Source organism: Arthrobacter ginsengisoli (assembly GCF_031456935.1).
Taxonomy (GTDB): domain Bacteria; phylum Actinomycetota; class Actinomycetes; order Actinomycetales; family Micrococcaceae; genus Arthrobacter; species Arthrobacter ginsengisoli.
Genome location: NZ_JAVDVQ010000007.1, coordinates 165,384 through 189,371 on the forward strand (window position 1 = coordinate 165,384; position 23,988 = coordinate 189,371).

A 23,988-nucleotide genomic window follows, 5' to 3' on the forward strand; every position below is an offset into this window, starting at 1 on the left:
TCCTAGGGGGAGAACCACGTGGCAGACAAATACGAAATCCGGCGGTTCCGCGCGGCCGAAAAGGGCGAACCTGGCTACCTGCCGGGGGCTGACTGGCTGCGCGGCGTCGGCGTCGGGTTCTACGACGAGCGGCACAAAGAAGAGTTCGTCGACAAGGTCATGGCCATGTACCGCGTGGACAACCGCGAGCTGACGGGGGTCTACCAGACCGGCACCGTGGCCGCCCGTTCCCTGGCGGCGGAGATCCCGGTCGCCACCTTCGCAACGCTGCGCAAGGACCTCAACATCGGCTACGGCCGGCAGCTGCCCGCGCAACTGATCACCGCAGTGACCGTCCGCGGAACCCACCGCCGGCAGGGGCTGCTGCGCCGGATGATGACCGAAGACCTCGCCGCGTCCAAGGCTGATGGCCTGGCCATCGCTGCGCTGACGGCCTCGGAAGCCTCCATCTACGGCCGGTTCGGCTTCGGCGTCGCAACCTTCGAACGCAGCATCAAGGTGGACACCGGGCCGCGGTTCCGGCTGAGGCACACGCCGGCCGGCACCGTGGAAATCGCCGACCGGAAAGTCCTGCTGGACCTGGCTCCACGGGTGTTCGACCGCGTCCACCGCCACACCCCGGGCTCGATCGTGCGGCAGGATGCGTACCGGCAGCGCAGCTCCGGAACCCTCGGCCAGGACGGTGCGGAGGACGACTCGATCCGGTGTGCCCTGCACTACGACGCCGACGGGGCCGTGGACGGCTATGTCGCCTACAAGTTCGCCGGCTGGGACACCAAGCCCCACACCATGGAAGTCATCGACCTTGTGGCGGCCACCGATTCCGGCTACCTGGAGCTGTGGCAGTTCCTTGGCAGCCTCGACCTGATCCAGCGGGTCACCTGGGCCGAAGCGCCGGCGGACGATCCGCTGACGTGGGCCCTGGAGGACCCGCGCTGCATTGAGTCCTCGGTGAACCGCGACATGCTGTGGCTCCGGATTCTCGACACCGCCCAGGCCCTTGGCGCGAGGCGCTACTCCTCCGACGGCGCCCTGGTCCTGCGCGTCACCGACACCTTGGGCCTCGCCGGCGGAACGTTCACGCTGACCGTCACCGGCGGCGAGGCACGGGTTGCGGTTGCTTCGGACAGCGCCGCACCGGAGCTTTCCCTCGACGTCGCGGAACTTGGATCCATCTATCTCGGCGCTGTCTGCCCGGTGACCCTGGCGGCCGCCGGGCGGATTTCGGAACACGCACCCGGGGCGGCGCTGACGGCGCGACTGATGTTCGCCGTCGAGCGCGCACCGCACTGCCTGACGCATTTCTAGGCCGGTCCGAACTCACCCGTTGCGCTTTGACCGGCGTTCCCGTATACGACTAGACTAAACGGGCGCGTACTACGTGCGCGCATCTACAATCCACAAATCAGGATGACCCGGCGACATGCCGTGTTCTGTGCCCGTGTCGCCGACGCGGGCGCAGCGGTTTGCCTGACCGACTAACTATCCACAACGGAGCCCCTACTACATGACCATCACCTCCACCGAGAAGCCCGGTACCCCCGTAGTCGCGATTAACGACATCGGTACCGCTGAGGACTTCCTCGCAGCAGTCGACGCCACCATCAAGTACTTCAACGACGGAGACCTCGTCGAAGGTACCGTCGTCAAGGTCGACCGCGACGAAGTCCTGCTCGACATCGGTTACAAGACCGAAGGTGTCATTCCCTCCCGCGAGCTGTCCATCAAGCACGATGTTGATCCCGGAGACGTCGTCTCCGTAGGCGATCTCGTCGAAGCCCTGGTGCTCACCAAGGAAGACAAAGAAGGCCGCCTGATCCTCTCCAAGAAGCGCGCTCAGTACGAGCGTGCCTGGGGCGACATCGAGAAGGTCAAGGAAGAGGACGGTGTCGTCACCGGTACCGTCATCGAGGTTGTCAAGGGTGGTCTTATCCTCGACATCGGCCTGCGCGGCTTCCTGCCCGCATCGCTCGTCGAGATGCGCCGTGTGCGCGACCTTGCTCCGTACATCGGTCAGAAGATCGAAGCCAAGATCATCGAGCTGGACAAGAACCGCAACAACGTTGTGCTGTCCCGCCGTGCCTGGCTCGAGCAGACCCAGTCCGAGGTCCGCTCCACGTTCCTCAACAAGCTGGAAAAGGGCCAGGTTCGTCCCGGCGTCGTTTCCTCCATCGTCAACTTCGGTGCCTTCGTGGACCTGGGCGGCGTAGACGGCCTGGTTCACGTATCCGAGCTGTCCTGGAAGCACATCGACCACCCGTCCGAGGTTGTCGAAGTTGGCCAGGAAGTCACCGTCGAGGTTCTCGAGGTCGACCTGGACCGCGAGCGTGTGTCCCTGTCGCTCAAGGCAACGCAGGAAGATCCGTGGCAGACCTTCGCCCGCACCCACGCCCTCGGGCAGGTTGTACCGGGTAAGGTCACCAAGCTGGTTCCGTTCGGCGCGTTCGTTCGCGTTGAAGACGGCATCGAAGGCCTGGTCCACATCTCCGAGCTCGCCGTGCGCCACGTTGAGCTGGCCGAGCAGGTTGTCTCCGTTGGTGACGAGCTGTTCGTCAAGGTCATCGACATCGACCTCGAGCGCCGCCGCATCTCGCTGTCCCTCAAGCAGGCCAACGAGGGTGTCGACGCCGAGTCCACCGAATTCGATCCGGCTCTCTACGGCATGGCCGCTGAGTACGACGAAGAGGGCAACTACAAGTACCCGGAGGGCTTCGATCCGGAGTCCAACGAGTGGCTTGAAGGCTACGAGACGCAGCGCGCCGCCTGGGAGCAGCAGTACGCTGACGCCCAGACCCGCTGGGAAGCCCACAAGAAGCAGGTTGCCCAGCACGCTGCCGACGACGCTGCAGCTGCAACGTCCGGCGAGAGCGACTCCGGCACCACCAGCTACTCCTCCGAGCCGGCTGCAGCCGAGTCCAACACCGGTGGCGGCACGCTCGCATCCGACGAGGCTCTGGCAGCACTGCGCGAGAAGCTGACCGGCAACTAATTGCCCCTGGTCCCCGGGGAGTCCGCTCCCCGGGGGGGTTTGGCAGTTCGTAGCTTGAAGTAGCACCATGAAGGTGGCCGTCCCTGCGGGGGCGGCCACTTTTCGTTTTGGGACACGCCCAGTCCTTGGCGCGTGGCCTTGGGGACATGCCCAGTCCTCAGCGCGACCACCGGACATAGTGGCACTATGTCCGGTCCTGGGCCCGGCCGCTGGTCATGCCCTGAGGCGCCCGCTGTCACCGTGGTAGCCGCAGTCCACCACGCCCCCGATCATTCCCGCGACCCCAGTGGATGCCTAGGGTTCGAGTTGGCTCATGCATATCCGTGGGGTCGTATATTTTGCCTAGATGGGAACCCCGCGCCGCGCCGTCTGGCCCGTTCCGCGAGCAACGCACTCACGTCCCAGAGCTGCGGCGGCGACAGCATGGACCGGGTGGGGCATGTCCGGTGGTTGCCGTGGTGGTGAAGATGGGACATGTCCAGTTGTGGCGGCTGCGGATGGGCACAATGGGATTATGTCCAGCGGCGGCGGCCAGGGTGGGGCATGTCCGGTGGTTGCCGTGGTGGTGAAGATGGGACATGTCCAGTTGTGGCGGCGGCGGATGGGCACAATGGGATTATGTCCAGCGGCGGCGGCCAGGGTGGGGCATGTCCGGTGGTTGCCGTGGTGGTGAAGATGGGACATGTCCAGTTGTGGCGGCTGCGGATGGGCACAATGGGATTATGTCCAGCGGTTGCGGCCAGGGTGGGGCATGTCCCGTGGCGGGGAGCTGAGCGTTGGGCATGTCCGCGGGGGCCCTCAGTGCAGCGGGATCCGGGCCTTGACCGGAACCGTGGCGGCCCCGATGGCTTCGCCCTCCTCAAGCCGGGCCCCGGCGGAGCGGAGGAGGACCAGCGCCGCGGTATTCCCGGCTGTCGTGTCGGCCTCCAGCACGGCGGACCCGGACGCAGCCGCCCGGTCGATCACCAGACGAAGGGCCTCCCGGGCGATTCCGTGGCCACGGAAGCTGCGGCCCAGCCAGATCCCCGTTTCCAGCGAGTCCGGCCCGGTGCGCTTGAGCCTGATGGATCCCGCCAGCTTCCCGTCGGAGCTGATCGCCCAGCTCTTCTGCTGTGCCGGCCCGTCGAGCCCCGCCGCGGCGTGGTGGAATTCGCGGAACCAGCTGATCCGTTCCGAATTCCAGCCGGCGGCGCTGCCCAGCGGAGGGGTCACCTCGTCTGCGTCGGCGTCCTGGATCGCCAAGGTCAGGAGCTGCTCCAGCACCGCGCCGGAGACGTCGAGGAGCCGGATAGCGGCAGGGGACTGCTCAGCCGAAGGGGACATCGATCCACTCCGATTCTTCCGGCAGCAGTTCCGCTGTTCCGGCCGACAGGGCAGCGAGCCGTTCAGCCGCCCGGGCCAGGCCCGCGGGGTCATCCGGCAGGGCCAGGCGCAGAACAGTTGTCTGCGCCTCGTAACTGGTTTCCGCCATCACGTATCCCGCGGCGCGCAACTCGTTCTCCAGCCGCCCGGCCGCGGTGTGCGGGACGGGCACGGCGCAGATCCGCAGCCGGCGGCGGTGCACCAGCGGGGCCCGGTCCAAGGCGGCGGACACGGACTCGGAGTACGCCCGGACCAGACCGCCGGCCCCAAGCAGGATCCCGCCGAAGTAGCGGACCACGACGGCGGTCACATCGCTCAGGTCCGTCAGGCCGGGCGCGGTTTCGCGTTTCAACAGCGCATCGAGCATCGGGAGCCCCGCCGTGCCGGACGGCTCGCCGTCGTCATTGGAACGCTGCACATCGCGGTCCGGGCCAAGCACGAAGGCGGAGCAGTGGTGCCGGGCATCGTGGAATTCCCGGCGCAGCCCGGCAACGACCGAACGGGCGCTCCCTTCATCCGCGGTGCGGTGCAGCACGGTGATGAAGCGGGAGCGTTTCACCTCGATCTCATGGCGGAACTGCGGACCTGCCGCCAGCGTGGTGTAAACGGTGGACCTGCTCTCCGGGAAAACCGCATCATCAGCCACCGGATCAGTTTAGTCTGGTGGGGTGCTGAAAATCGGGTTGACGGGCGGCATCGCCTCAGGGAAGTCAGTGGCGGCCGCGCGCCTGCGTGAACTCGGCGCGGTGGTGATCGACGCCGATGCCCTGGCCCGCGAGGTGGTGGAACCCGGGACGCCGGGACTCGCCAGGGTCGTTGGCGCTTTCAGCAAAGCCATCTTGTCTCCCGACGGCGGCCTGGACCGGCCCAAGCTCGGCGCCCTCGTCTTCGGCAACCCGGAACGCCTCGCCGTGCTCAACAGCATCATTCATCCGCTCGTGCGGGAACGCGCCGCCGCGCTGGCCGCCAGCGCCCCGAAAGGCGCCGTTGTGGTCCAGGACATCCCGCTGCTGGTCGAGACCGGGCAGGGCGCCAATTTCCATCTGGTGGTGGTCGTGGACGCCCCCGACGACGTCCGGGTGCAGCGCATGGTGCAACACCGGCACATGACCGCCGCGGACGCCCGGGCCCGGATGGCTGCCCAGGCCGGCCGGGAGCTCCGGCTGGCAGCTGCCGACGCCGTCCTGGACAACTCCGGCGCCAAGGAGGAACTGCGCGACGCCGTGGACCGGCTCTGGAAGTTCCGGCTGGCACCGTTCGCCGAGAACCTGGCCCGGCACCGCCTCGCAGCGCGCAGCGGCGGGCCGGTGCTCACGCCCGCCAATCCCGACTGGCCCGCGCAGGCGGACCGGCTTATCGCGCGCCTGCGGGCCGCCGCCGCGCCGGACGTCCTGACCCTGGACCACGTTGGTTCCACGGCCGTCCCCGGACTCGCCGCCAAGGATGTCCTCGACCTCCAGCTCGGCGTCGAGGACATGGCTGCAGCGGAGCGGATCGCGCCGCTGCTCGCCGACGCCGGCTTCCCCGCGTGGCCTGGCATCATTTCCGACAACCCCAAGCCTTCCCGCCCGGACCCCGCGGACTGGGCGAAGCGGCTGCACGGCAATGCGGACCCCGGGCGGGCGGTCAACCTCCACGTCCGCGCGGTGGGGTCCCCGGGGTGGCGCTTTGCGCTGTGCTTCCGGGACTGGCTGCGGGAGGATGCGGCCGCCCGGGCCGACTACCTGGCGGAAAAACGGCGCGTTGCCAAACTGCATGGCGTGGACAAGTCCACCGCGGGCTACGCCGCCGACAAGGAAGGCTGGTTCGCCGACTACGCCGCGCCGCGGATGGAGTCTTGGGCGCGGCACACCGGCTGGCACCCGCCGTCGTACACGGCTCCGGCAACCGCGCCGGTACCGGAAGCGGGTGCGGCGCGGGGGCCCGGGCGGACCGGTTCCGGGAGCGGTACTGCCGAAAGCTGAATCAGGGCCGTAAGTGTCGGAGCCCGGCGGTAGATTAGGTACATGAGTCTTGCGCAGCAGATCAACCGTGTCGTGGCGCCCTTCGAGGTCATCAGCGAGTTCAAGCCGGCCGGTGACCAGCCGGCCGCGATCGCGGAGCTGACCGAGCGGATCAGGAACGGCGAGAAGGACGTGGTGCTGCTCGGCGCCACCGGTACCGGCAAAAGTGCGACGACGGCGTGGCTCATTGAGCAGGTGCAGCGGCCCACGCTGGTGATGGTGCAGAACAAGACCCTCGCTGCCCAGCTGGCCAACGAGTTCCGCGAACTGATGCCCAACAACGCGGTGGAATACTTCGTCTCCTACTACGACTACTACCAGCCCGAGGCGTACGTGCCGCAGACGGACACCTTCATCGAGAAGGACTCCTCCGTCAACGAGGAGGTTGAGCGTCTCCGGCACTCCGCCACCAACGCGCTGCTGACCCGCCGCGACGTGATCGTCGTGGCCACGGTGTCCTGCATCTACGGCCTGGGCACGCCGGAGGAATACATCGCCGGCATGGTGACGCTCCGCAAGGGCGCCGAGATGAACCGGGACGACCTGCTCCGAAAATTCGTCTCCATGCAGTACACCCGCAACGACATGGACTTCCACCGCGGGACCTTCCGGGTCCGCGGCGACACCGTCGAAATCATCCCGATGTACGAGGAACTGGCCCTCCGGATCGAATTCTTCGGCGACGAGATCGAGAACATCTACACCCTGCACCCGCTCACCGGCGAGGTGATCCGCGACGAAACCGAGATGTACGTCTTCCCGGCCTCCCACTACGTCGCCGGGCCGGAGCGCATGGGCCGCGCCATCACGAAGATCGAGGACGAACTGGCGGAGCGGCTGCAGGTCCTCGAAAGCCAGAATAAGCTCGTGGAGGCGCAGCGCCTGCGGATGCGCACGACCTACGACCTCGAGATGATGCAGCAGATGGGCTTCTGCAACGGCATCGAAAACTACTCCCGGCACATCGATGGCCGCGAGGGCGGGACCGCACCGCACTGCCTGATCGACTACTTCCCGGACGACTTCCTGCTGGTGATTGACGAATCCCACGTCACCGTCCCGCAGATCGGAGCCATGTACGAGGGCGACATGTCCCGCAAGCGCACCCTCGTGGACCACGGCTTCCGGCTGCCCTCGGCGATGGACAACCGGCCGCTGAAATGGGACGAGTTTCTCCAGCGCGTCGGCCAGACGGTGTACCTGTCCGCAACCCCCGGCAAGTACGAACTGGCCAAGGCGGACGGTTTTGTCCAGCAGATCATCCGCCCCACCGGGCTGATTGACCCGGAGGTGATCGTGAAGCCCACGAAGGGCCAGATCGATGACCTGCTGGGCGAGATCCGGACCCGCACCACGAAGAACGAACGCGTCCTCGTCACCACCCTGACGAAACGCATGGCGGAGGACCTCACCGACTATCTGCTGGGCCACGGCGTCAAGGTCGAATACCTGCACTCGGACGTGGACACCCTTCGCCGGGTGGAGCTGCTCCGTGAGCTCCGGATGGGCGTCTTCGACGTGCTGGTCGGCATCAACCTGCTCCGTGAAGGGCTGGACCTGCCCGAGGTATCGCTGGTAAGCATCCTGGATGCGGACAAGGAAGGCTTCCTGCGCTCGTCGACCTCGCTGATCCAGACCATCGGCCGTGCGGCCCGCAACGTTTCCGGCCAGGTGCATATGTATGCGGACCGGATCACGGATTCGATGGCCCACGCCATCGATGAGACGAACCGCCGCCGCGCCATCCAGGTGGCGTACAACACCGAAAATGGCATCGACCCGCAACCGCTGCGGAAGAAGATCGCCGACATCACGGACCAGATCGCCAAAGAGGACGCCGACACCCGCGAGCTCCTCGCGAACGCGGGCAAGGCGCGTGGCAAGGGCAAGGGCGCGTCGAAGGTGCGGGCGGACGGCCTGGCGGCCGCGCCGGCCGAGGACCTCGTGGGTTTGATCGAGCAGCTCACCGAACAAATGCACCACGCCGCCGGCGAGCTGCAGTTCGAGCTCGCCGCGCGGCTCCGCGACGAGGTGGGGGAGCTGAAGAAGGAACTGCGCCAGATGCAGTCCGCCGGGCACGCCTAGGGTAAGGTTGGTCGAACGTAGGGGAGTATCCCAAGCGCTACGATCGTCAACACGCATGGCACAGATGCCCTGCCGGGCGTAGCGGGCAGCCAGGCAGTACCGAGAGTACGCCGGCCGGTCGGAGAGACTTACACCGCGCAGTCACACCCTGCGAAAGGTATCTCCGTGCCTGAACTTCCCGTCTGGTTCGAGGTCGGCTCCTTTGTCGTCCTCGGCATCATCCTGGCCATAGACCTGCTCCTGGTCGTCAAACGTCCGCATGAGCCCTCCATGAAGGAGGCCGGCCTGTGGGTGTCCTTTTACATCGCCCTCGCCCTCGTCTTCGCGGGAGCCATGTTCGCCTTCACCGGCCCGGAGTACGGCGGGCAGTTCATTGCCGGCTGGGTGACCGAATACAGCCTCAGCATCGACAACCTCTTTGTCTTCATCATCATCATGGCCCGCTTCTCGGTACCCCGTAAGTACCAGCAGGAAGTACTCATGGTCGGCATCATCATCGCGCTGATCCTGCGTGGCATCTTCATCCTGCTCGGCGCCATCGTGATCGAACAGTTCAGCTGGGTCTTCTACATCTTCGGCGTCTTCCTGCTGTGGACCGCCTGGAAGCAGGCCCAGGACGACGGCGAAGAAGAGGAGGACAAGGAAAACCCGCTCATCGCCCGGATCCGCAAGGTCCTGCCGATGTCGGAGAAGTTCGACGGCGGCAAGCTCCGCACGGTCGTCGACGGCAAGAAGGTCTTCACCCCCATGCTGATCGTCTTCGTGACCATCGGCCTGACAGACCTGCTCTTCGCGGTGGATTCCATCCCGGCCATCTTCGGCCTCACCCAGAGCGCCTTCATCGTCTTCACCGCCAACATCTTCGCCCTGATGGGCCTGCGGCAGCTGTACTTCCTGCTGGGCGGCCTGATGACCCGCCTGATCTACCTGAAGCACGCGCTCTCGGTGATCCTCGCGTTCATCGGTGTCAAACTCGTGCTGCACGCCATGCACGTCAACGAGGTGCCCTTCATCAACGGCGGCCAGCACATCGAATGGGCCCCCGAGATCCCGACGTACGTCTCGCTCGGCGTGATCATCGGCACCATCATCATCGCCGTGATCGCCAGCCTGATCAGCTCGAAGGCCACGCAGGTGACGCTGGACGCCCGGCTGGAAGAGGATTCCCGCAAGAGCCTCAGCGACGCCGAATAGCCTTCCGGGCCGGACCGCTGACACTCAGTCCGGGACGGTGCTGACGCTCAGTCCCGGACGGAGCGGGTCAGGCCAAGCAGCCGGGCGAAAATGCCCTCGCCGTCGTCCGCGATGCCGTCATGGTGGAAGTCCGCGGACTCCCAGACCTGCAGGCCGCGGACGGCAGCGGCGGTCTCGAGCGAGAGGTCGCGGTCGACATAGATGTCCTGGCTGTACACGGCGGCGGCCACCGGGACGGTGTTGGCGGCGAGCCGTTCCGGATCGTAGAGCGCGGCCCAGTCGTCTTTCTCGGCGAGGAGCCGGGCCACGCTCCGCAGCGGCCGGAGGGCAGGATCCTGCTCGAAGTACCAGGGGTAGACCATTTCGCCCGTGAGCAGCGGCTCGGGTGCGTCCGGGGAGAACTCCGGGAAATCCTGCAGCACCCGCCAGGCGGCCCAGCCTGTGGACTCGCCCTGGCCGTAGATGGATTCGTGCATCAGCGCGTACAACGGGTTCGCGGACCGGGACACGAGCCCGCGGACCTGTTCCAGGAAGGCGTCCGAAAGGCGGTCGCCGCCGGGCGTGCCCACGAAGGCGTCTTCCAGCAGATGGTGCAGGGCGTCGACCCTGGTGTTGCCGCCCAGGAAGGAACCCACCATCTGGAAGCGTTCCACGGTGAGCCGTTCGCCGTCGGGCAGGAATTCCTCCGTGTCCCGCAGGTGCCGGGCGATCCGGGTGACCGTCAACCGGTCCTCCGGATACCATTCGAAGTACTCGGCGTTGCGGGCCGCCACGCGCCGGAACGTGGCCTGGTAGACCCGGTCCGCAGGCCCCATGAGCGGACCGAGGCCTCCGGTGATCAGGGCTTCCCGCAGGCCTTCGGGGGCGAGCGAGAGATAGCTGAGGGCGCAGAAGCCGCCATAGCTCTGGCCGTAGATCGTCCACGGCCCGGACCCCAGGGCCCGCCGGATGGCCTCGGCGTCGGCGACAATCGAATCCGCGCGGAAGTGCGTCAGGTAGCCCGCCTGCTGGGCGTCATTCCCGCGGAGCGGCAGTGTCCTGCGGTCGATCGCGGACGACAGGCCGGTGCCGCGCTGGTCGAGCATGAGGATGCGGAAGTCCTTTGCGGCGGCCTTGCTCCAGCCGCCGAGCCCGGCAAGACGGTTGCCCCGCCCGCCCGGGCCGCCCTGGAGGTAGAGCAGCCACGGCAGCTGGGCGGCTTCCTCCTCGCTGTGGTCCGCGGCGACGTATTCGCGGGCAAAGACGGTGATGGTCTCGCCCGTGGGCCCGTCAGCGCCGAAGTGGTCCAGCGGCACCTCGAAATAATGTTCCGCGGTGCGCATCCCGCGGAACTCGTGCCGCGCCTTGATGATGTGGGGGACCGTCGGTTCGGCGGCCTCCAGGAGATCCGCGGCACTGGACCGGGTCATCGGCAGGTCGGCCACGGGCCGGTCAGCCACGGGCCTGGGCCGTGCGGGCGGCGCCAAAGGCTTCCAGCGCCTCGCCGGTCAGCCGGAAGGTGGACCATTCCTCCATCGGGGCGGCGCCGAGCTTCTTGTAGAAATTGATGGACGGCTCATTCCAGTCCAGTACGCTCCATTCGACGCGGGCATAGCCACGGTCGACGGCGGTCGCGGCGAGATGCTGCAGCAGCGCCTTGCCGTGGCCCTCGCCGCGGGCCTCGGGGCGCACATACAGGTCCTCGAGGTAGATGCCGTGGACACCTTCCCAGGTGGAGTAGTTCAGGAACCAGAGCGCGAAACCCCGGACCTCGCCGGCCTCGTTCTCGGCCATCGCGGCGAATACCCGCGGGTTCCCGCCAAACAGGACCTCGGAGAGCATCTCGGGGGTGTTCCGGACGGCGTCCGGCTCCTTCTCGTAGATGGCCAGGTCATGGATCATCTGCAGGATTGCGGGGACATCGTTCGCCGTCGCGGGCCGGATTACACTCATTATTCGAGTTTACCCGGGCCGGCCAGCCGCCGCCGGATCCTCCGCGGTCACGACGCCCGGACGGCCTAGAGCCGGTTCACGTCCGTCACCCGGACGACGGCGGTGCCGGTCTCATCCGATGCCGCGAGGTCCACCTCCGCGGAGATGCCCCAGTCGTGGTTCCCGGCCGGGTCCTCGAAGATCTGCCGGACCTTCCATGCCCCCGGCTCCTCCGTGATGATCAGCAGGCCCGGGCCGCGGGCGTCCGGGCCGGTGCCGATGTCGTCGTGTTCGTCGAAGTAGTCATCCAGCACGTCTTCCCAGCGCTCGGCGTCCCAGCCGGATCCGGCATCGAGCTCGCCGAGGGCTGTGGCGTCCTCGTCCGCGAAGAGCTCCACCCGGCGGAACATCTCGTTGCGGACCATCACCCGGAAGGCGCGGACGTTGGAGGTCAGCGAGGGCGGCGGGGGCGGGGGAGCGTCGTGCGGCGTCGGGGCTTTCCCGGACGTGAGCTCCTCCCACTCATCGAGCAGGCTGGAGTCGACCTGGCGGACCAGCTCGCCGAGCCACGCGATGAGGTCCTCGAGGTCCTCGCGGAGGGCGTCCTGCGGCACGGTCTGCCGCAGCGCCTTGAAGCCGTCGGCAAGGTAGCGCAGCACGATGCCCTCGGAACGGGCCAGGCCGTAGAACTGGACAAACTCGCCGAAGTTCATCGCGCGTTCGTACATGTCCCGGACCACGGACTTGGGCGCGAGCTCAAAATCACCGATCCACGGGGCGGCCCTACGGTAGACGTCGAAGGCCTCGCCGAGGAGCTCCGCGAGCGGCTGCGGGTAGCTGACCTCCTCCAGCATGGCCATGCGCTGGTCGTAGTCGATGCCGTCGGCCTTCATGGCGGCAATGGCCTCACCGCGGGCCTTCTTCAGCTGCGCGGAGAGGATCTGCCGCGGCTTCTCCAGTGTTGACTCGATCACGGACACCACGTCCAGGGCATACGACGGCGACTCCGGGTCCAGCAGCTCCAGCGCGGCGAGGGCGAAGGGGGAGAGCGGCTGGTTCAGGGCGAAGTTGGCCTGCAGGTGGACCGTCAGCCGCACCGTCCGGCCGTCCCCGCCCTGCTCCTGAAGCGGGATCCGCTCCACAACGCCGGCGGCCAGGAGCTCCCGGTAGATGCCCAGGGCTTTTTTCATGAGCTGCAGCTGGGAGGAGCGCGGCTCATGGTTTTCGGTCAGCAGGCGGCGGGCGGCCTTGAACGGATCACCGGGCCGTTCCATCAGGTTCATCAGCATCGCGTGGGTGACGCTGAAGCTGGACGTCAGCGGGTCCGGGACGGACTCCACCAGGCGCTTGTAGGTCGGCTCGCCCCACGACACAAAGCCTTCGGGCGGCTTTTTCTTGACCACCTGTCGGAGCTTCTTCTGGTCGTCGCCGAACTTTGCCGTGGCCTTGGCCATCGCCTTGACGTTCTCCGTCACGTGTTCCGGGGCCTGCACGACGACGGTCCCGGCGGTGTCGTATCCGGCGCGTCCCGCGCGTCCGGCGATCTGGTGGAATTCGCGGGAGTTCAGCAGCCGGGTGCGGACGCCGTCGTACTTGCTCAGCGCGGTGAGCAGCACGGTGCGGATGGGGACGTTGATGCCCACGCCCAGCGTGTCGGTGCCGCAGATGACCTTGAGCAGCCCGGCCTGGGCGAGCTGCTCCACCAGCCGGCGGTACTTGGGCAGCATGCCGGCGTGGTGGACGCCGATGCCGTGCCGGACCAGCCGGTTGAGGGTCTTGCCGAAACCGGCGGCAAAACGGAACCCCGCAATCAGCTCCGCGATCCTGTCCTTCTCCTCGCGGGTGCAGACATTGACGCTCATCAGGTTCTGGGCCCGGTCGATCGCCTCCACCTGGCTGAAGTGCACCACGTAGACGGGGACCTGCTTCGTGGCGAGAAGCTCCTCAAGCGTTTCGTGCACGGGCGTCTGCTCGTAGTAGTAGTGCAGCGGGATCGGCCGCTCGGCAGAACTGACCGTCGTCGTCGGCCGGCCGGTCAGTTCCGTGATTCCGGCTTCGAAGCGGCTGACGTCACCGAGCGTCGCGGACATCAGCAGGAACTGCGCCTGGGGGAGTTCCAGCAGCGGTACCTGCCAGGCCCAGCCTCGTTGCGGGTCGGAGTAGAAGTGGAACTCGTCCATAATGACGGCGCCGAGTTCGGCGGCGGCGCCTTCACGGAGGGCAGTGTTGGCCAGGATTTCCGCGGTGCAGCAGATGATCGGGGCGTCCTGGTTGACGCCGGAGTCGCCGGTGATCATGCCGACGTTCTCGGCGCCGAAGATCTCGCAGAGGGCGAAGAACTTCTCCGAGACGAGGGCCTTGATCGGTGCGGTGTAGTAACTCCGCTGTCCACGGGCCATGGCCTGGAAGTGCAGGCCGATCGCAACGAGGGATTTCCCGGAACCGGTGGGGGTCGCAAGGATCACGTTCGCGCCGGAGGCAAGCTCCATGATCGCCTCGTCCTGGGCGGTGTACAACGCCAGCCCGCGGGTTTCCGTCCACTCGACGAAGCGGGTGTAGAGCTCGTCCGGGTCGAGACCGGCACGGCCTGGGAATCGGGCGGCCGGGGCGGGGAGCTGATCAACAAGTTTCATTGCTCACCAGCTTAGTGGCCGACGGCGGGCCGACGGCGCGGCGGGGGCGCGCGCCTCCTGTGCCCGCGCTCCGTCCGGGGATAGGCTTCGTACCTCGCATCGTTTGCCGGCGACTGGAGGACAGCAGTGAAATGGGATCCCGCCAAGTACGTGCAGTTCGGCGACTACCGGGACCGGCCGTACTTTGACCTGACGGCCCGGGTCCATGCGGACAGCCCCCGGCACGTCGTTGACCTCGGCTGCGGCCCCGGCAACCTGACGGCCACCCTGGCGGAGCGCTGGCCCGGGGCGTTAGTCATGGGGCTGGACTCCTCCGCGGAGATGCTGGCCCAGTCAGCGGTGCACACCGGCCAGTTCCCCAATCTCTCCTTCGGCCGGGCGGACATCACCGACTGGATGCCCACGGAAAAGACCGACGTAGTGGTCACCAACGCAGCCCTGCAGTGGGTTCCGGGCCACCGGGATCTGCTGGCCCGCTGGCTCGCCGCGCTCAGGCCCGGGGCCTGGTTCGCGCTGCAGGTGCCCGGCAATTTCAATTCGCCCTCGCACACGCTGATGCGCGGGCTGGCGGAATCCGGCGCGTGGGGCGGCCGGCTCGCGGGTGTGCTGCGCCACGACGACGTCGTGGGCGAACCGGATGACTACCTCAACATCATGCTCGACGCCGGCTGCGATGCGGACGCGTGGGAGACCACCTATTTCCAGCTTCTGCCCGGCGGGAACCCTGTGCTGGAGTGGGTCCGCGGCGCGGGACTCCGGCCGGTGCTCGCTGCACTGTCCGCCGCCGACGCCCGCGATTTCGAAGCCGAATACGCAGCGCGGCTCGCCAAGGCCTACCCGGCAGGGCCGCACGGCACGGTGTTCCCGTTCCGCCGGATCTTCGCCGTGGCCCGCAAGCGGGAATGACCCGCAGCCACAGCTTCAGGACCGGCGACAGGCCGGATGCCGCTTGAGCGCAAAGCACACTGTGATCGTGCTTACAATGACGAGGCAGCGTGGGGGCGGCTGTCTTTGACGAATCTGGACCTGGGCCCGGGTCCAGCGATGGAGGTTTGGTGCTTATTGGCCTGATGGGCCGGCTGCTGGCCGCCCACAAAGGGACCGTACTGGCCATCGTCCTCCTGCAGCTCGTGCAGACCACGGCCAACCTCCTCCTGCCCACCCTGAACGCGGCCATCATCGATGACGGGATCGTCAACGGAAATGTCCCGGAGATCCTCCGTCTGGGCTCCTGGATGGTCGCGATCGCCTTTATCCAGGTCGCAGCCGCGGCCGCGGCCGGATACCTGGGCGCCGTCGTGGCCATGGAGCTTGGCCGGCAACTGCGCGAAGAGCTGTTTGCCAAGGTGCAGTCCATGTCCTCCCAGGACGTCGGCGCGTTCGGCGCTGCCAGCCTGGTGACCCGGGCCACCAACGACGTCGCGCAGATCCAGAACCTGGCGGTGCTCGTGTTCACGATGCTCGTCGCCGCGCCGGCCATCTTCATCGGCGGCATCGTACTGGCCCTGCACCAGGACGTCGCCTTGTCCGGAATCGTGGTCGCTGTCATTCCGGTGCTCGCGGTCATCATGTTGCTGATCGTTCGCCGCCTCGTTCCGCTCTACCGGGAGGGCCAGGAACTCATCGACCGGATCAGCCGGGTGCTGCGGGAGCAGATAATCGGCGCCAACGTCATCCGCGGCTTTGTCCGGCAGGGGCACGAAATCCGCCGCTTCGACCGGGCCAACACGGACCTGACGCAGAACAACCTGCATTCCGCGCTGCTGGTGGCTGGAATGATGCCGCTGATCATGCTGGTCGTTAATCTGTCGTCTGTCGCCGTGGTCTGGTTTGGCGGGCACCGGATCCAGTCCGGCGAAATGCGGCTGGGTGCGTTGACGGCGTTCATCGCCTACATCCTGCAGATCCTGATCGCGATCATGATGGCGATGTACGTCTTCATGACGGCGCCGCGCGCGGCCGCGTGCGCGGAACGGGTCCAGATGGTCCTCGACACGGCGCCCGCGATCACGGACGGTCCGGGCGGCGCCGAGCCGAAGGGCAACGCCGTTGAGTTCCGGAACGTCTCCTTCGCGTACCCGGGCGCTGAGGCCCCGGTCCTCGACGGCATCAGCTTCACGGCCGTTCCCGGAACGGTGACGGCCGTCATCGGCGCCACCGGCAGCGGCAAAACCACACTGCTGAACCTGTTGCCACGGTTCCTGGCGGCCACCGGCGGTGACATCAGCATCGGCGGCTGCGATGTCCGCCGCCTGCCGCTGGACAGCCTGCGGAGCCTGATCGCCGTCGTGCCCCAGCATTCCTATTTGTTCTCCGGGACGCTCGCCGAAAACCTGCGGATGGCTGCCCCGGCGGCGACGGAGGACGACCTCTGGCGCGTGCTGGCTGCCGCGCAGGCTGAGGTGTTTGTCCGGCAACTGCCCCGCGGGCTGGAATCGCCGGTGAGCCAGGGCGGCACGAATTTTTCCGGCGGACAGCGGCAGCGCCTGTGCATCGCCCGCGCCCTGCTCCGCGAGGCGCCCGTGTACCTCTTCGACGACAGCTTCTCGGCGCTGGATTACGGCACTGACTGCCGGCTCCGGGACGCGATCGGACCGCTGCTGGGCGCGGCCACCGTCCTGATCGCCGCCGAACGGGTCGCCACGATCGTGGACGCCGGGCTGATCCTGGTCCTTGAGGACGGCCGGCTCGTGGCACAGGGCACACACCACCAACTGATGGAGTCGTCACCGAGCTACCGGGAGATCGCCGCATCCCAGCTGGTGCTGGAGGAAACCCTGTGACCCCGGAACCGTCTCTCGAGGCCGGAACCGACGCCCCGCCCGCCCGTGATGCCAGAGACCAGTCGCTGGTTGACACACCCTCCGGCGGCCGCAGCGAATCCCTTCCGAGGGTGGCTCGCGAGGAGACCGCCACGGGCGGCAGGTTGTGCTGGCGGACCGCCGGGCGGCTGCTCGGACTGCTGCGGCCGTCAAGGTGGCGGATGACCGGCGTCATCACCGCCACCTGCGCCTTCGTGGTGCTCAACGTGGCGGCGCCGAAAGTCCTCGGTGACGCCACCGACGTCGTGGTTGAGGGCGTGGCGGGGGGATCCTTCGACCAGGGAAAACTGGCCGTGCTGCTGGCGGGCGTTTCCGTCCTGTATCTCGGGGCTTCCGTCTTCAGCTGGGTCCAGGGTGCCTTGACGGCCGTCGCCGTGCAGCGCCTGAGCTACGGGCTCCGGACCTCGGTGGAGGAGAAGCTGCACGTCCTGCCGTCCAGCCATTTCGACGCCCAGCACCGCGGCGATGTGCTGAGCCGCGCCACCAACGACGTGGACAACATCGCCCAGGCCCTCAACCAGCTGCTCAACCAGCTGATCCTGTCGCTGCTGATGCTCTCCGGAGCCCTCGCGATGATGCTGTGGCTCTCGCCGATCCTTGCCCTGATCGCGCTGGTCTCCGTCCCGGTTTCCACGCTTATCACCGTCCTGGTGGCCCGGAAATCCCATGCCCACTTCACCGAGCAGTGGGCGAGCACGGGCGGCCTGCACGCGCAGCTGGAGGAGTTCTTCACCGGCCACGAGGTGCTCAAGGCCTTCGGCCGGCAGGAGGATGCCGCCGCCAGCTTCAAGGACGGCAACGACCAGCTGTGCCGGGCCAGTGCCCGGGCGCAGTACGTGGCCGGCGTCGTGCAGCCCCTCATGGTCTTTGTGTCCAACCTCAACTACATCGCCGTTGCCGTGGTCGGTGCGCTGCAGGTACTCGCCGGCGCCATGACCATCGGCGGACTCCAGGCCTTCATCCAGTTCAGCCGGCTCTTCAGCCAGCCGATGGGGCAGATTGGCGGCATGCTGACCCTCGTGCAGTCCTGCCTCGCATCGGCGCGGCGGGTGTTTGAGCTGCTGGACGCGGCAGAGATCCCGACGGAACCGGCCCGGGATCCAGTGCGGGATCCCGCGCCGGCCACCGCGGGAGATTCCGGCGCCGGCAAAACCATTTCCGACGCCGCCGGCCGGGTCACTTTCGAGCACGTCACCTTCGGCTACCACCCGGGCTCGCCCGTGGTCCAGGATCTTTCCTTTGTCGTTGAACCGGGGCAGACCGTGGCGATCGTGGGACAGACCGGAGCCGGCAAGACCACCATGGTGAACCTCCTGATGCGCTTCTATGAACTGGATTCCGGCCGGATCACCGTCGACGGCAAGGACATCGCGGCGCTGACCCGGGATGAACTCCGGGCCAATTTCGGCGCGGTGCTGCAGGATGCCTGGCTGTTCACCGGCAGTATCCGGGACAACATCGAGTACGGCCGCCCCGGAGCCAGCGACGCCGAGATCGCGGCCGCTGCGCGGGCCAGCCATGTGGACCAGTTCGTCCGGGCCCTGCCCGGCGGCTACGGCACGATGCTCGGCAACGACGGCGATTCGCTGAGCCGCGGCCAGCGCCAGCTCATCTCGATCGCCAGGGCACAACTGGCCGGGCGCAACATCCTGGTCCTCGACGAGGCCACGAGCTCCGTGGACAGCCGCACCGAAGCGCAGATCCGGCTGGCCATGCAGCGGCTGCGGCAGGGACACACCAGCTTCGTCATTGCCCACCGCTTGTCCACGGTCCGGGACGCTGATCTAATTCTGGTCATGGACCAAGGACGGATCGTTGAACAGGGCAGCCATCAACAGTTGATGGCGGCGGGTGGGCTGTACCGGAAACTCTACGAGGCGCAGTTCGCCCGCCGCGAACAGACCAGGCGCGCCCAGGAGCCCGGACAGTGACCCCGACGGAAACAACAACCACGCCGTTCCCCGGCGCCTGGCGGCCCAATCCGGGCAGCTCCGTCCCCCTGTTTGAACAGCTCCGCCTCAACATCATTGCGCGGGCTGACAATGGCACCCTGGCGCCCGGGACCAAGCTACCGGCCGTACGGAGCCTCGCCGGTGAGCTGGGCGTCGCGCCGCATACGGTGGCCCGCGCCTACAAGGAACTGGAGGCGGCCGGCGTCGTCGTGACCCGGGGCCGGAACGGCACGGTGGTGTGCGCCCGCGACGAGGCCTGGAGCTCCCTGTCCGCTGCGGCCGCCGAGTTCGCCGCGGCGGCGAAGGCGCGGGGCGCCAGTTTCGCCGAGGCGGTGCAGCTGCTCGCCGCCGCCTACGACCAGGAGTAGCCCCCTGCCAGCACGCGTGATAGCACACCGTGCGGGTTCCCCCGGCCCGGGACACAGCCGGGAATAGAAATTCGAAGAAGTTTTCGATTAGCATTGGTAGCGTGCCTAAAGCCGTAGCTGAAGATCCAGCCCTCGATTCCCAGTCCGACATCATTCCGATGGGCTCCGCAAAACCGGGCCGCAGGGAAGACTCCCGCCCCGCACCGAAACGCCCGGACATGTCCCGGCTCGTCGTCAAGGGCGCCCGCGAGCACAACCTGCGCAACGTGGACCTGGACCTGCCACGCGACTCCATGATCGTCTTCACCGGGCTCTCCGGCTCGGGCAAGTCCTCGCTGGCATTCGACACGATCTTCGCCGAGGGCCAGCGCCGCTACGTCGAATCCCTCTCCGCCTACGCCCGGCAATTCCTGGGCCAGGTGGACAAGCCCGACGTCGACTTCATCGAGGGGCTCTCGCCCGCGGTGTCCATCGACCAGAAGTCCACCAGCAAGAACCCGCGCTCAACCGTGGGCACCATCACCGAGATCTACGACTACATGCGGCTCCTCTGGGCCCGTGTCGGCCGCCCGCACTGCCCCATCTGCGGGGAGCCCGTCGCGAAGCAGACGCCGCAACAGATCGTCGACCAGCTGCTCGAGCTCCCGGAGGGCACCCGTTTCCAGGTCCTCGCCCCGGTGGTCCGCGGCCGCAAAGGCGAATTCGTTGAGCTGTTCAAGGAACTCACCGCCAAGGGCTACTCGCGGGCGCGGGTCGATGACAAGCTGATCCAGCTCAACGATCCGCCCAAGCTGGGCAAGCAGTTCAAGCACACCATCGAAGTGGTCGTGGACCGCCTCGTGGTCAAGGAAGGCATCAGCCAGCGCCTCACCGACTCGGTGGAAACCGCGCTCGGCCTCGCCGAGGGACGGATTCTCGCCGAATTCGTCGACCTCGACGCCGACGACCCGGAACGGGTCAGGGCGTTCTCCGAGCACCTCGCCTGCCCCAACGAGCACCCGCTCGCGATCGACGAGATCGAACCGCGGTCCTTCTCCTTCAACAACCCGTTCGGCGCCTGCTCTGCGTGCAGCGGGATCGGCACGAAGCTTGAAGTCGACGAGGAACTCATCATTCCGAACGGGGAACTGTCCCTCTCGGAGGGAGCCATCGCGCCCTGGTCCCTCGGCACCGCGACGACGGAGTACTGGAACCGGCTGCTCGACGGGCTCGCCAAGGAACTCGGGTTCTCGATGACGACCCCGTGGGACAAACTCTCCAAGGACACCCGCCAGACCGTGCTGCACGGCAAGGACCACAAGGTCGTGGTGCAGTACCGCAACCGCTTCGGCCGGGAACGCAAGTACAGCACCGGCTTCGAGGGTGTCATCCAGTACGTCCACCGCAAACACCTGGAAACGGACTCGGACTCGGCCCGCGACCGCTACGAGGAGTACATGCGGCAGATTCCGTGCCCGGCCTGCAACGGCGCACGCTTGAACCCGGCGTCGCTTTCGGTCCTGATCAACGGCAAATCGATCGCCGAAGTCGCCGCCATGCCGATGCGCGAATGCGCCCACTTCCTGGACAACCTCGTGCTCAGCGGCCGCGAAGCCCAGATCGCCCACCAGGTCCTCATTGAGATCCAGGCCCGGCTGACCTTCCTGCTCGACGTCGGCCTGGAGTACCTGAACCTGGAACGTCCCTCCGGCACCCTGTCCGGCGGCGAAGCCCAGCGCATCCGGCTGGCCACCCAGATCGGGTCCGGCCTCGTGGGCGTGCTCTACGTCCTCGACGAGCCCTCCATCGGCCTGCATCAGCGGGACAACCGGCGCCTGATCGAAACCCTCACCCGGCTGCGGGACCTCGGCAACACCCTGATCGTGGTGGAACACGACGAGGACACCATCCAGGAAGCCGACTGGGTGGTGGACATCGGACCCGGCGCGGGCGAACACGGCGGCATGGTGGTGCACTCCGGTTCCTACAAGGAACTGCTCGAAAACACCGAATCGCTCACCGGCGACTACCTCTCCGGCCGGAAACAGATTGAGATCCCCGCGAAGCGCCGCAAGTACGACAAGAAGCGTGAACTCAAGGTCGTCGGTGCCAAGGAGAACAACCTCCTGAACGTGGATGCCGTCTTCCCGCTGGGCCTGTTCACCGCGGTGACCGGCGTCAGTGGCTCCGGCAAGTCCACCCTGGTCAATGAGATCCTCTACAAGGTGCTGGCCAACAAGCTCAACGGCGCCAAGCAGGTGGCAGGCCGGCATAAGTCCATCCAGGGACTCGAGCACCTCGACAAGGTGGTCCACGTCGACCAGAGCCCCATCGGCCGCACCCCGCGGTCCAACCCTGCCACCTATACCGGTGTCTTTGACAACATCCGCAAGCTCTTCGCCGACACCACCGAGGCCAAGGTCCGCGGCTACCTGCCGGGCCGTTTCTCCTTCAACGTCAAGGGCGGCCGCTGCGAGGCCTGCTCCGGTGACGGCACGCTGAAGATCGAAATGAACTTCCTGCCGGACGTCTACGTGCCCTGCGAGGTGTGCCACGGCGCCCGGTACAACCGGGAAACCCTCGAAGTCCACTACAAGGGCAAAACGATTGCCGATGTGCTGAACATGCCGATCGAGGAGGGCGCCGAGTTCTTCGCCGCCTTCTCGCCGATCGCGCGGCACCTCAGGACCCTCGTCGACGTCGGACTCGGCTACGTCCGGCTCGGCCAGCCCGCCACCACGCTTTCCGGCGGCGAGGCGCAGCGCGTGAAGCTGGCGGCGGAACTGCAGAAGCGCTCCAACGGGCGGAACGTCTATGTGCTGGACGAGCCCACCACGGGCCTGCACTTCGAGGACATCCGGAAGCTGCTTCTGGTGCTGCAGGGCCTCGTGGACAAGGGCAACACGGTCATCACGATCGAGCACAACCTCGACGTCATCAAGAGCGCGGACTGGATCGTGGACCTGGGCCCGGACGGCGGATCCGGCGGCGGCCGCATCGTCGCGTCGGGAACTCCGGAGCAGGTGGCGAAGTCCACGGAGAGCCACACGGCAGCCTTCCTGGCCGAGATCTTCGCCTGACGCTCCTGGCGCCGTGGCATCCGCCGCAGCAGCGGCGGATGCCACGGCGCGGCGCCCGCGCCTATATTCCCTGCGGGGCATGCGAGTTTCTGGCATCCGTTCACTCGTGAGAAACTAAGCCGGTGACCCAAACAACAGTGCCCGTGATCTTCGACCTCGACGGCACTCTTGTCGATCCGGCCGACGGCATATCGGACGGAATCGCAGCGGCCCTCACGGAGCTCGGACTCGGCGTCCCCGGCAAGGACCGGATGGATGCCATGATCGGCCCCAAACTCAGCCATTCCCTCACGAACATCGCAGGGGTCCCCGCCGACCAACTCGACGACGCCATCCGGATCTACCGCGCGCACTATCTCGCCACGGGCATCGGCCAAAGCCGGCTCTACCCGGGAATCCGGGACCTGCTGGAATCCTTTGTCGAATCCGGCCGGCCCCTCGCCGTCGCCACCCAGAAGCCCGAGGGCCTCGCGCGGACCGTCCTTGAGCACCACGGCATTGACGCCCTGTTCCACACGATCCGCGGCTCCGCGGCGGACGAAGCGGCAGCAGCCTCCGTCCCATCGGGGAAGGCAGCGATCGTCGCAGCAGCCCTGGCCGACCTCGCCACGCAACACGGGCTGGACACCCGGCACGCCGTCATGGTGGGGGACCGCGCACAGGACGTGGCCGGAGCGGCTGCCAACGGTCTTCAGTGCATCGGCGTAGGCTGGGGTTTCGCTCCGGACGGTGAACTGGACGCGGCGGGCGCCGCGGAGATCGTGCACAGCAGCGCGGCCCTGCACGAGACCATTGTCCGGCGGGACACGGTGCTGGCCGCGCCTCAGGGGCCTCCGGCGGCAACAACCGCAGCGAACCCTGACCTTAAGACTGAAGCCCAAGACGAGGTGCACACCGATGGCAATGTTTGATGCAATCCGCTGGACCACACGGGGTCTGGTGACTTCGACGTGCCGGCCCACCGTCATCGGACTCGAGAACGTGCCCAAGGAGGGCCCGTTTATTGTGGCTCCCAACCACCTGTCATTTCTGGACAGCGTGATCGTCCAGGCACTCATGCCCCGACCGGTGGCTTTTTTCGCCAAAGCGGAATACTTCACCACCGGCGGCATCAAGGGCAAAGCCATGAAGTCCTTCTTCGAGGCTGTCGGCTCCATCCCGGTGGAACGCGGCGAGCAGGCCGCCAGCGTCCAGGCGCTTAAGACGCTGCTGGGGATCCTCGACTCCGGCAAGGGCATCGGCATCTACCCGGAGGGGACCCGCTCCCGCGACGGCATCCTCTACCGCGGGCGCACCGGCGTGGGTTGGCTGGCCCTCACCACCGGCGCCCCCGTCCTCCCGGTCGGACTGATCGGCACGGAAAACCTGCAGCCCGCGGACAGCAAGTCGGTCAAACCGCAGCATTTCACCATGAAGGTCGGCGAACCGTTGTACTTCGACAAAACCGGACCGGACCACTCGCTGCCTGCCCGCCGCCAGGCCACCGACCGCATTATGGACGCGATCGCGGCCCTCAGCGGCCAGGAACGCTCCACAAGCTACAACCAGAGCAAGTCCGTCGAGTAGCGCAGCCACCCCAAATGCCTTGAGCCAGCTCGTGCCGGCGCCCA

At 67.0% G+C, this 23,988-nt stretch carries 17 protein-coding genes; 12 read left to right on the forward strand and 5 right to left on the reverse strand.

What is annotated here, in order from left to right:
* Positions 1–18: 18 nt before the first annotated feature.
* Complete coding sequence (locus J2X01_RS10625; RefSeq protein ID WP_310056606.1) at positions 19–1,308, forward strand: GNAT family N-acetyltransferase; 1,290 nt, start codon at positions 19–21, stop codon at positions 1,306–1,308.
* Positions 1,309–1,507: 199 nt separating this feature from the next.
* Complete coding sequence (rpsA, locus tag J2X01_RS10630; protein ID WP_024367487.1) at positions 1,508–2,989, forward strand: 30S ribosomal protein S1; 1,482 nt, start codon at positions 1,508–1,510, stop codon at positions 2,987–2,989.
* A gap of 798 nt (positions 2,990–3,787) precedes the next feature.
* Here the strand turns inward: rpsA and J2X01_RS10635 are convergent.
* Positions 3,788–4,312 (reverse strand): GNAT family N-acetyltransferase, encoded by a 525-nt coding sequence (locus tag J2X01_RS10635; protein ID WP_310056608.1) that lies wholly within the window; start codon positions 4,310–4,312, stop codon positions 3,788–3,790.
* Positions 4,296–4,997, reverse strand: coding sequence for an IMPACT family protein (locus J2X01_RS10640; RefSeq protein WP_310056611.1), 702 nt, complete (start codon positions 4,995–4,997; stop codon positions 4,296–4,298). The genes J2X01_RS10635 and J2X01_RS10640 overlap by 17 nt, the downstream gene beginning before the upstream one ends.
* A gap of 22 nt (positions 4,998–5,019) precedes the next feature.
* On the opposite strand from J2X01_RS10640, the gene coaE reads away from it, so the two are divergent.
* From coaE to J2X01_RS10655, 3 genes are all read left to right on the forward strand, one after another.
* Positions 5,020–6,315, forward strand: coding sequence for a dephospho-CoA kinase (coaE, locus tag J2X01_RS10645; protein WP_310056612.1), 1,296 nt, complete (start codon positions 5,020–5,022; stop codon positions 6,313–6,315).
* Between the two features lie 42 nt (positions 6,316–6,357).
* Positions 6,358–8,439 carry an excinuclease ABC subunit UvrB gene (gene uvrB / locus J2X01_RS10650; RefSeq protein WP_310056613.1) on the forward strand — a complete coding sequence of 694 codons (2,082 nt, stop codon included), beginning with the start codon at positions 6,358–6,360 and terminating at the stop codon, positions 8,437–8,439.
* Between the two features lie 165 nt (positions 8,440–8,604).
* Positions 8,605–9,633 (forward strand): TerC family protein, encoded by a 1,029-nt coding sequence (locus tag J2X01_RS10655; protein ID WP_310056614.1) that lies wholly within the window; start codon positions 8,605–8,607, stop codon positions 9,631–9,633.
* A gap of 47 nt (positions 9,634–9,680) precedes the next feature.
* On the opposite strand, the gene J2X01_RS10660 is transcribed toward J2X01_RS10655, so the two are convergent.
* The 3 genes from J2X01_RS10660 to J2X01_RS10670 form a co-directional block, all read right to left on the reverse strand.
* Complete coding sequence (locus J2X01_RS10660; RefSeq protein ID WP_310056715.1) at positions 9,681–11,042, reverse strand: alpha/beta fold hydrolase; 1,362 nt, start codon at positions 11,040–11,042, stop codon at positions 9,681–9,683.
* 22 nt (positions 11,043–11,064) lie between these two features.
* On the reverse strand, positions 11,065–11,565 hold the full coding sequence (locus J2X01_RS10665; RefSeq protein WP_310056616.1) for a GNAT family N-acetyltransferase: 501 nt from the start codon (positions 11,563–11,565) through the stop codon (positions 11,065–11,067).
* Between the two features lie 65 nt (positions 11,566–11,630).
* On the reverse strand, positions 11,631–14,177 hold the full coding sequence (locus J2X01_RS10670) for a DEAD/DEAH box helicase (protein WP_310056618.1): 2,547 nt from the start codon (positions 14,175–14,177) through the stop codon (positions 11,631–11,633).
* 126 nt (positions 14,178–14,303) lie between these two features.
* On the opposite strand from J2X01_RS10670, the gene J2X01_RS10675 reads away from it, so the two are divergent.
* The 7 genes from J2X01_RS10675 (at position 14,304) to J2X01_RS10705 (ending at position 23,944) form a co-directional block, all read left to right on the forward strand.
* On the forward strand, positions 14,304–15,083 hold the full coding sequence (locus J2X01_RS10675) for a trans-aconitate 2-methyltransferase (protein ID WP_310056619.1): 780 nt from the start codon (positions 14,304–14,306) through the stop codon (positions 15,081–15,083).
* Between the two features lie 164 nt (positions 15,084–15,247).
* Positions 15,248–16,960, forward strand: coding sequence for an ABC transporter ATP-binding protein (locus tag J2X01_RS10680; protein WP_310056718.1), 1,713 nt, complete (start codon positions 15,248–15,250; stop codon positions 16,958–16,960).
* 200 nt (positions 16,961–17,160) lie between these two features.
* Positions 17,161–18,930, forward strand: coding sequence for an ABC transporter ATP-binding protein (locus J2X01_RS10685; protein WP_310056720.1), 1,770 nt, complete (start codon positions 17,161–17,163; stop codon positions 18,928–18,930).
* Entirely contained in the window at positions 18,927–19,319 is a 393-nt protein-coding gene (locus J2X01_RS10690) for a GntR family transcriptional regulator (protein WP_310056620.1), read from the forward strand. The genes J2X01_RS10685 and J2X01_RS10690 overlap by 4 nt, the downstream gene beginning before the upstream one ends.
* A 158-nt stretch (positions 19,320–19,477) precedes the next feature.
* The gene (gene uvrA / locus J2X01_RS10695) at positions 19,478–22,378 is read left to right on the forward strand and encodes an excinuclease ABC subunit UvrA (protein WP_310056723.1); all 2,901 of its coding nucleotides are present in this window, start codon (positions 19,478–19,480) and stop codon (positions 22,376–22,378) included.
* A 122-nt stretch (positions 22,379–22,500) separates the two neighbouring features.
* Positions 22,501–23,289, forward strand: coding sequence for an HAD hydrolase-like protein (locus J2X01_RS10700; RefSeq protein WP_310056621.1), 789 nt, complete (start codon positions 22,501–22,503; stop codon positions 23,287–23,289).
* Positions 23,276–23,944 (forward strand): lysophospholipid acyltransferase family protein, encoded by a 669-nt coding sequence (locus tag J2X01_RS10705; RefSeq protein ID WP_310056622.1) that lies wholly within the window; start codon positions 23,276–23,278, stop codon positions 23,942–23,944. Before J2X01_RS10700 ends, J2X01_RS10705 begins: the two co-directional genes overlap by 14 nt.
* The last annotated feature ends 44 nt before the right edge of the window (positions 23,945–23,988 follow it).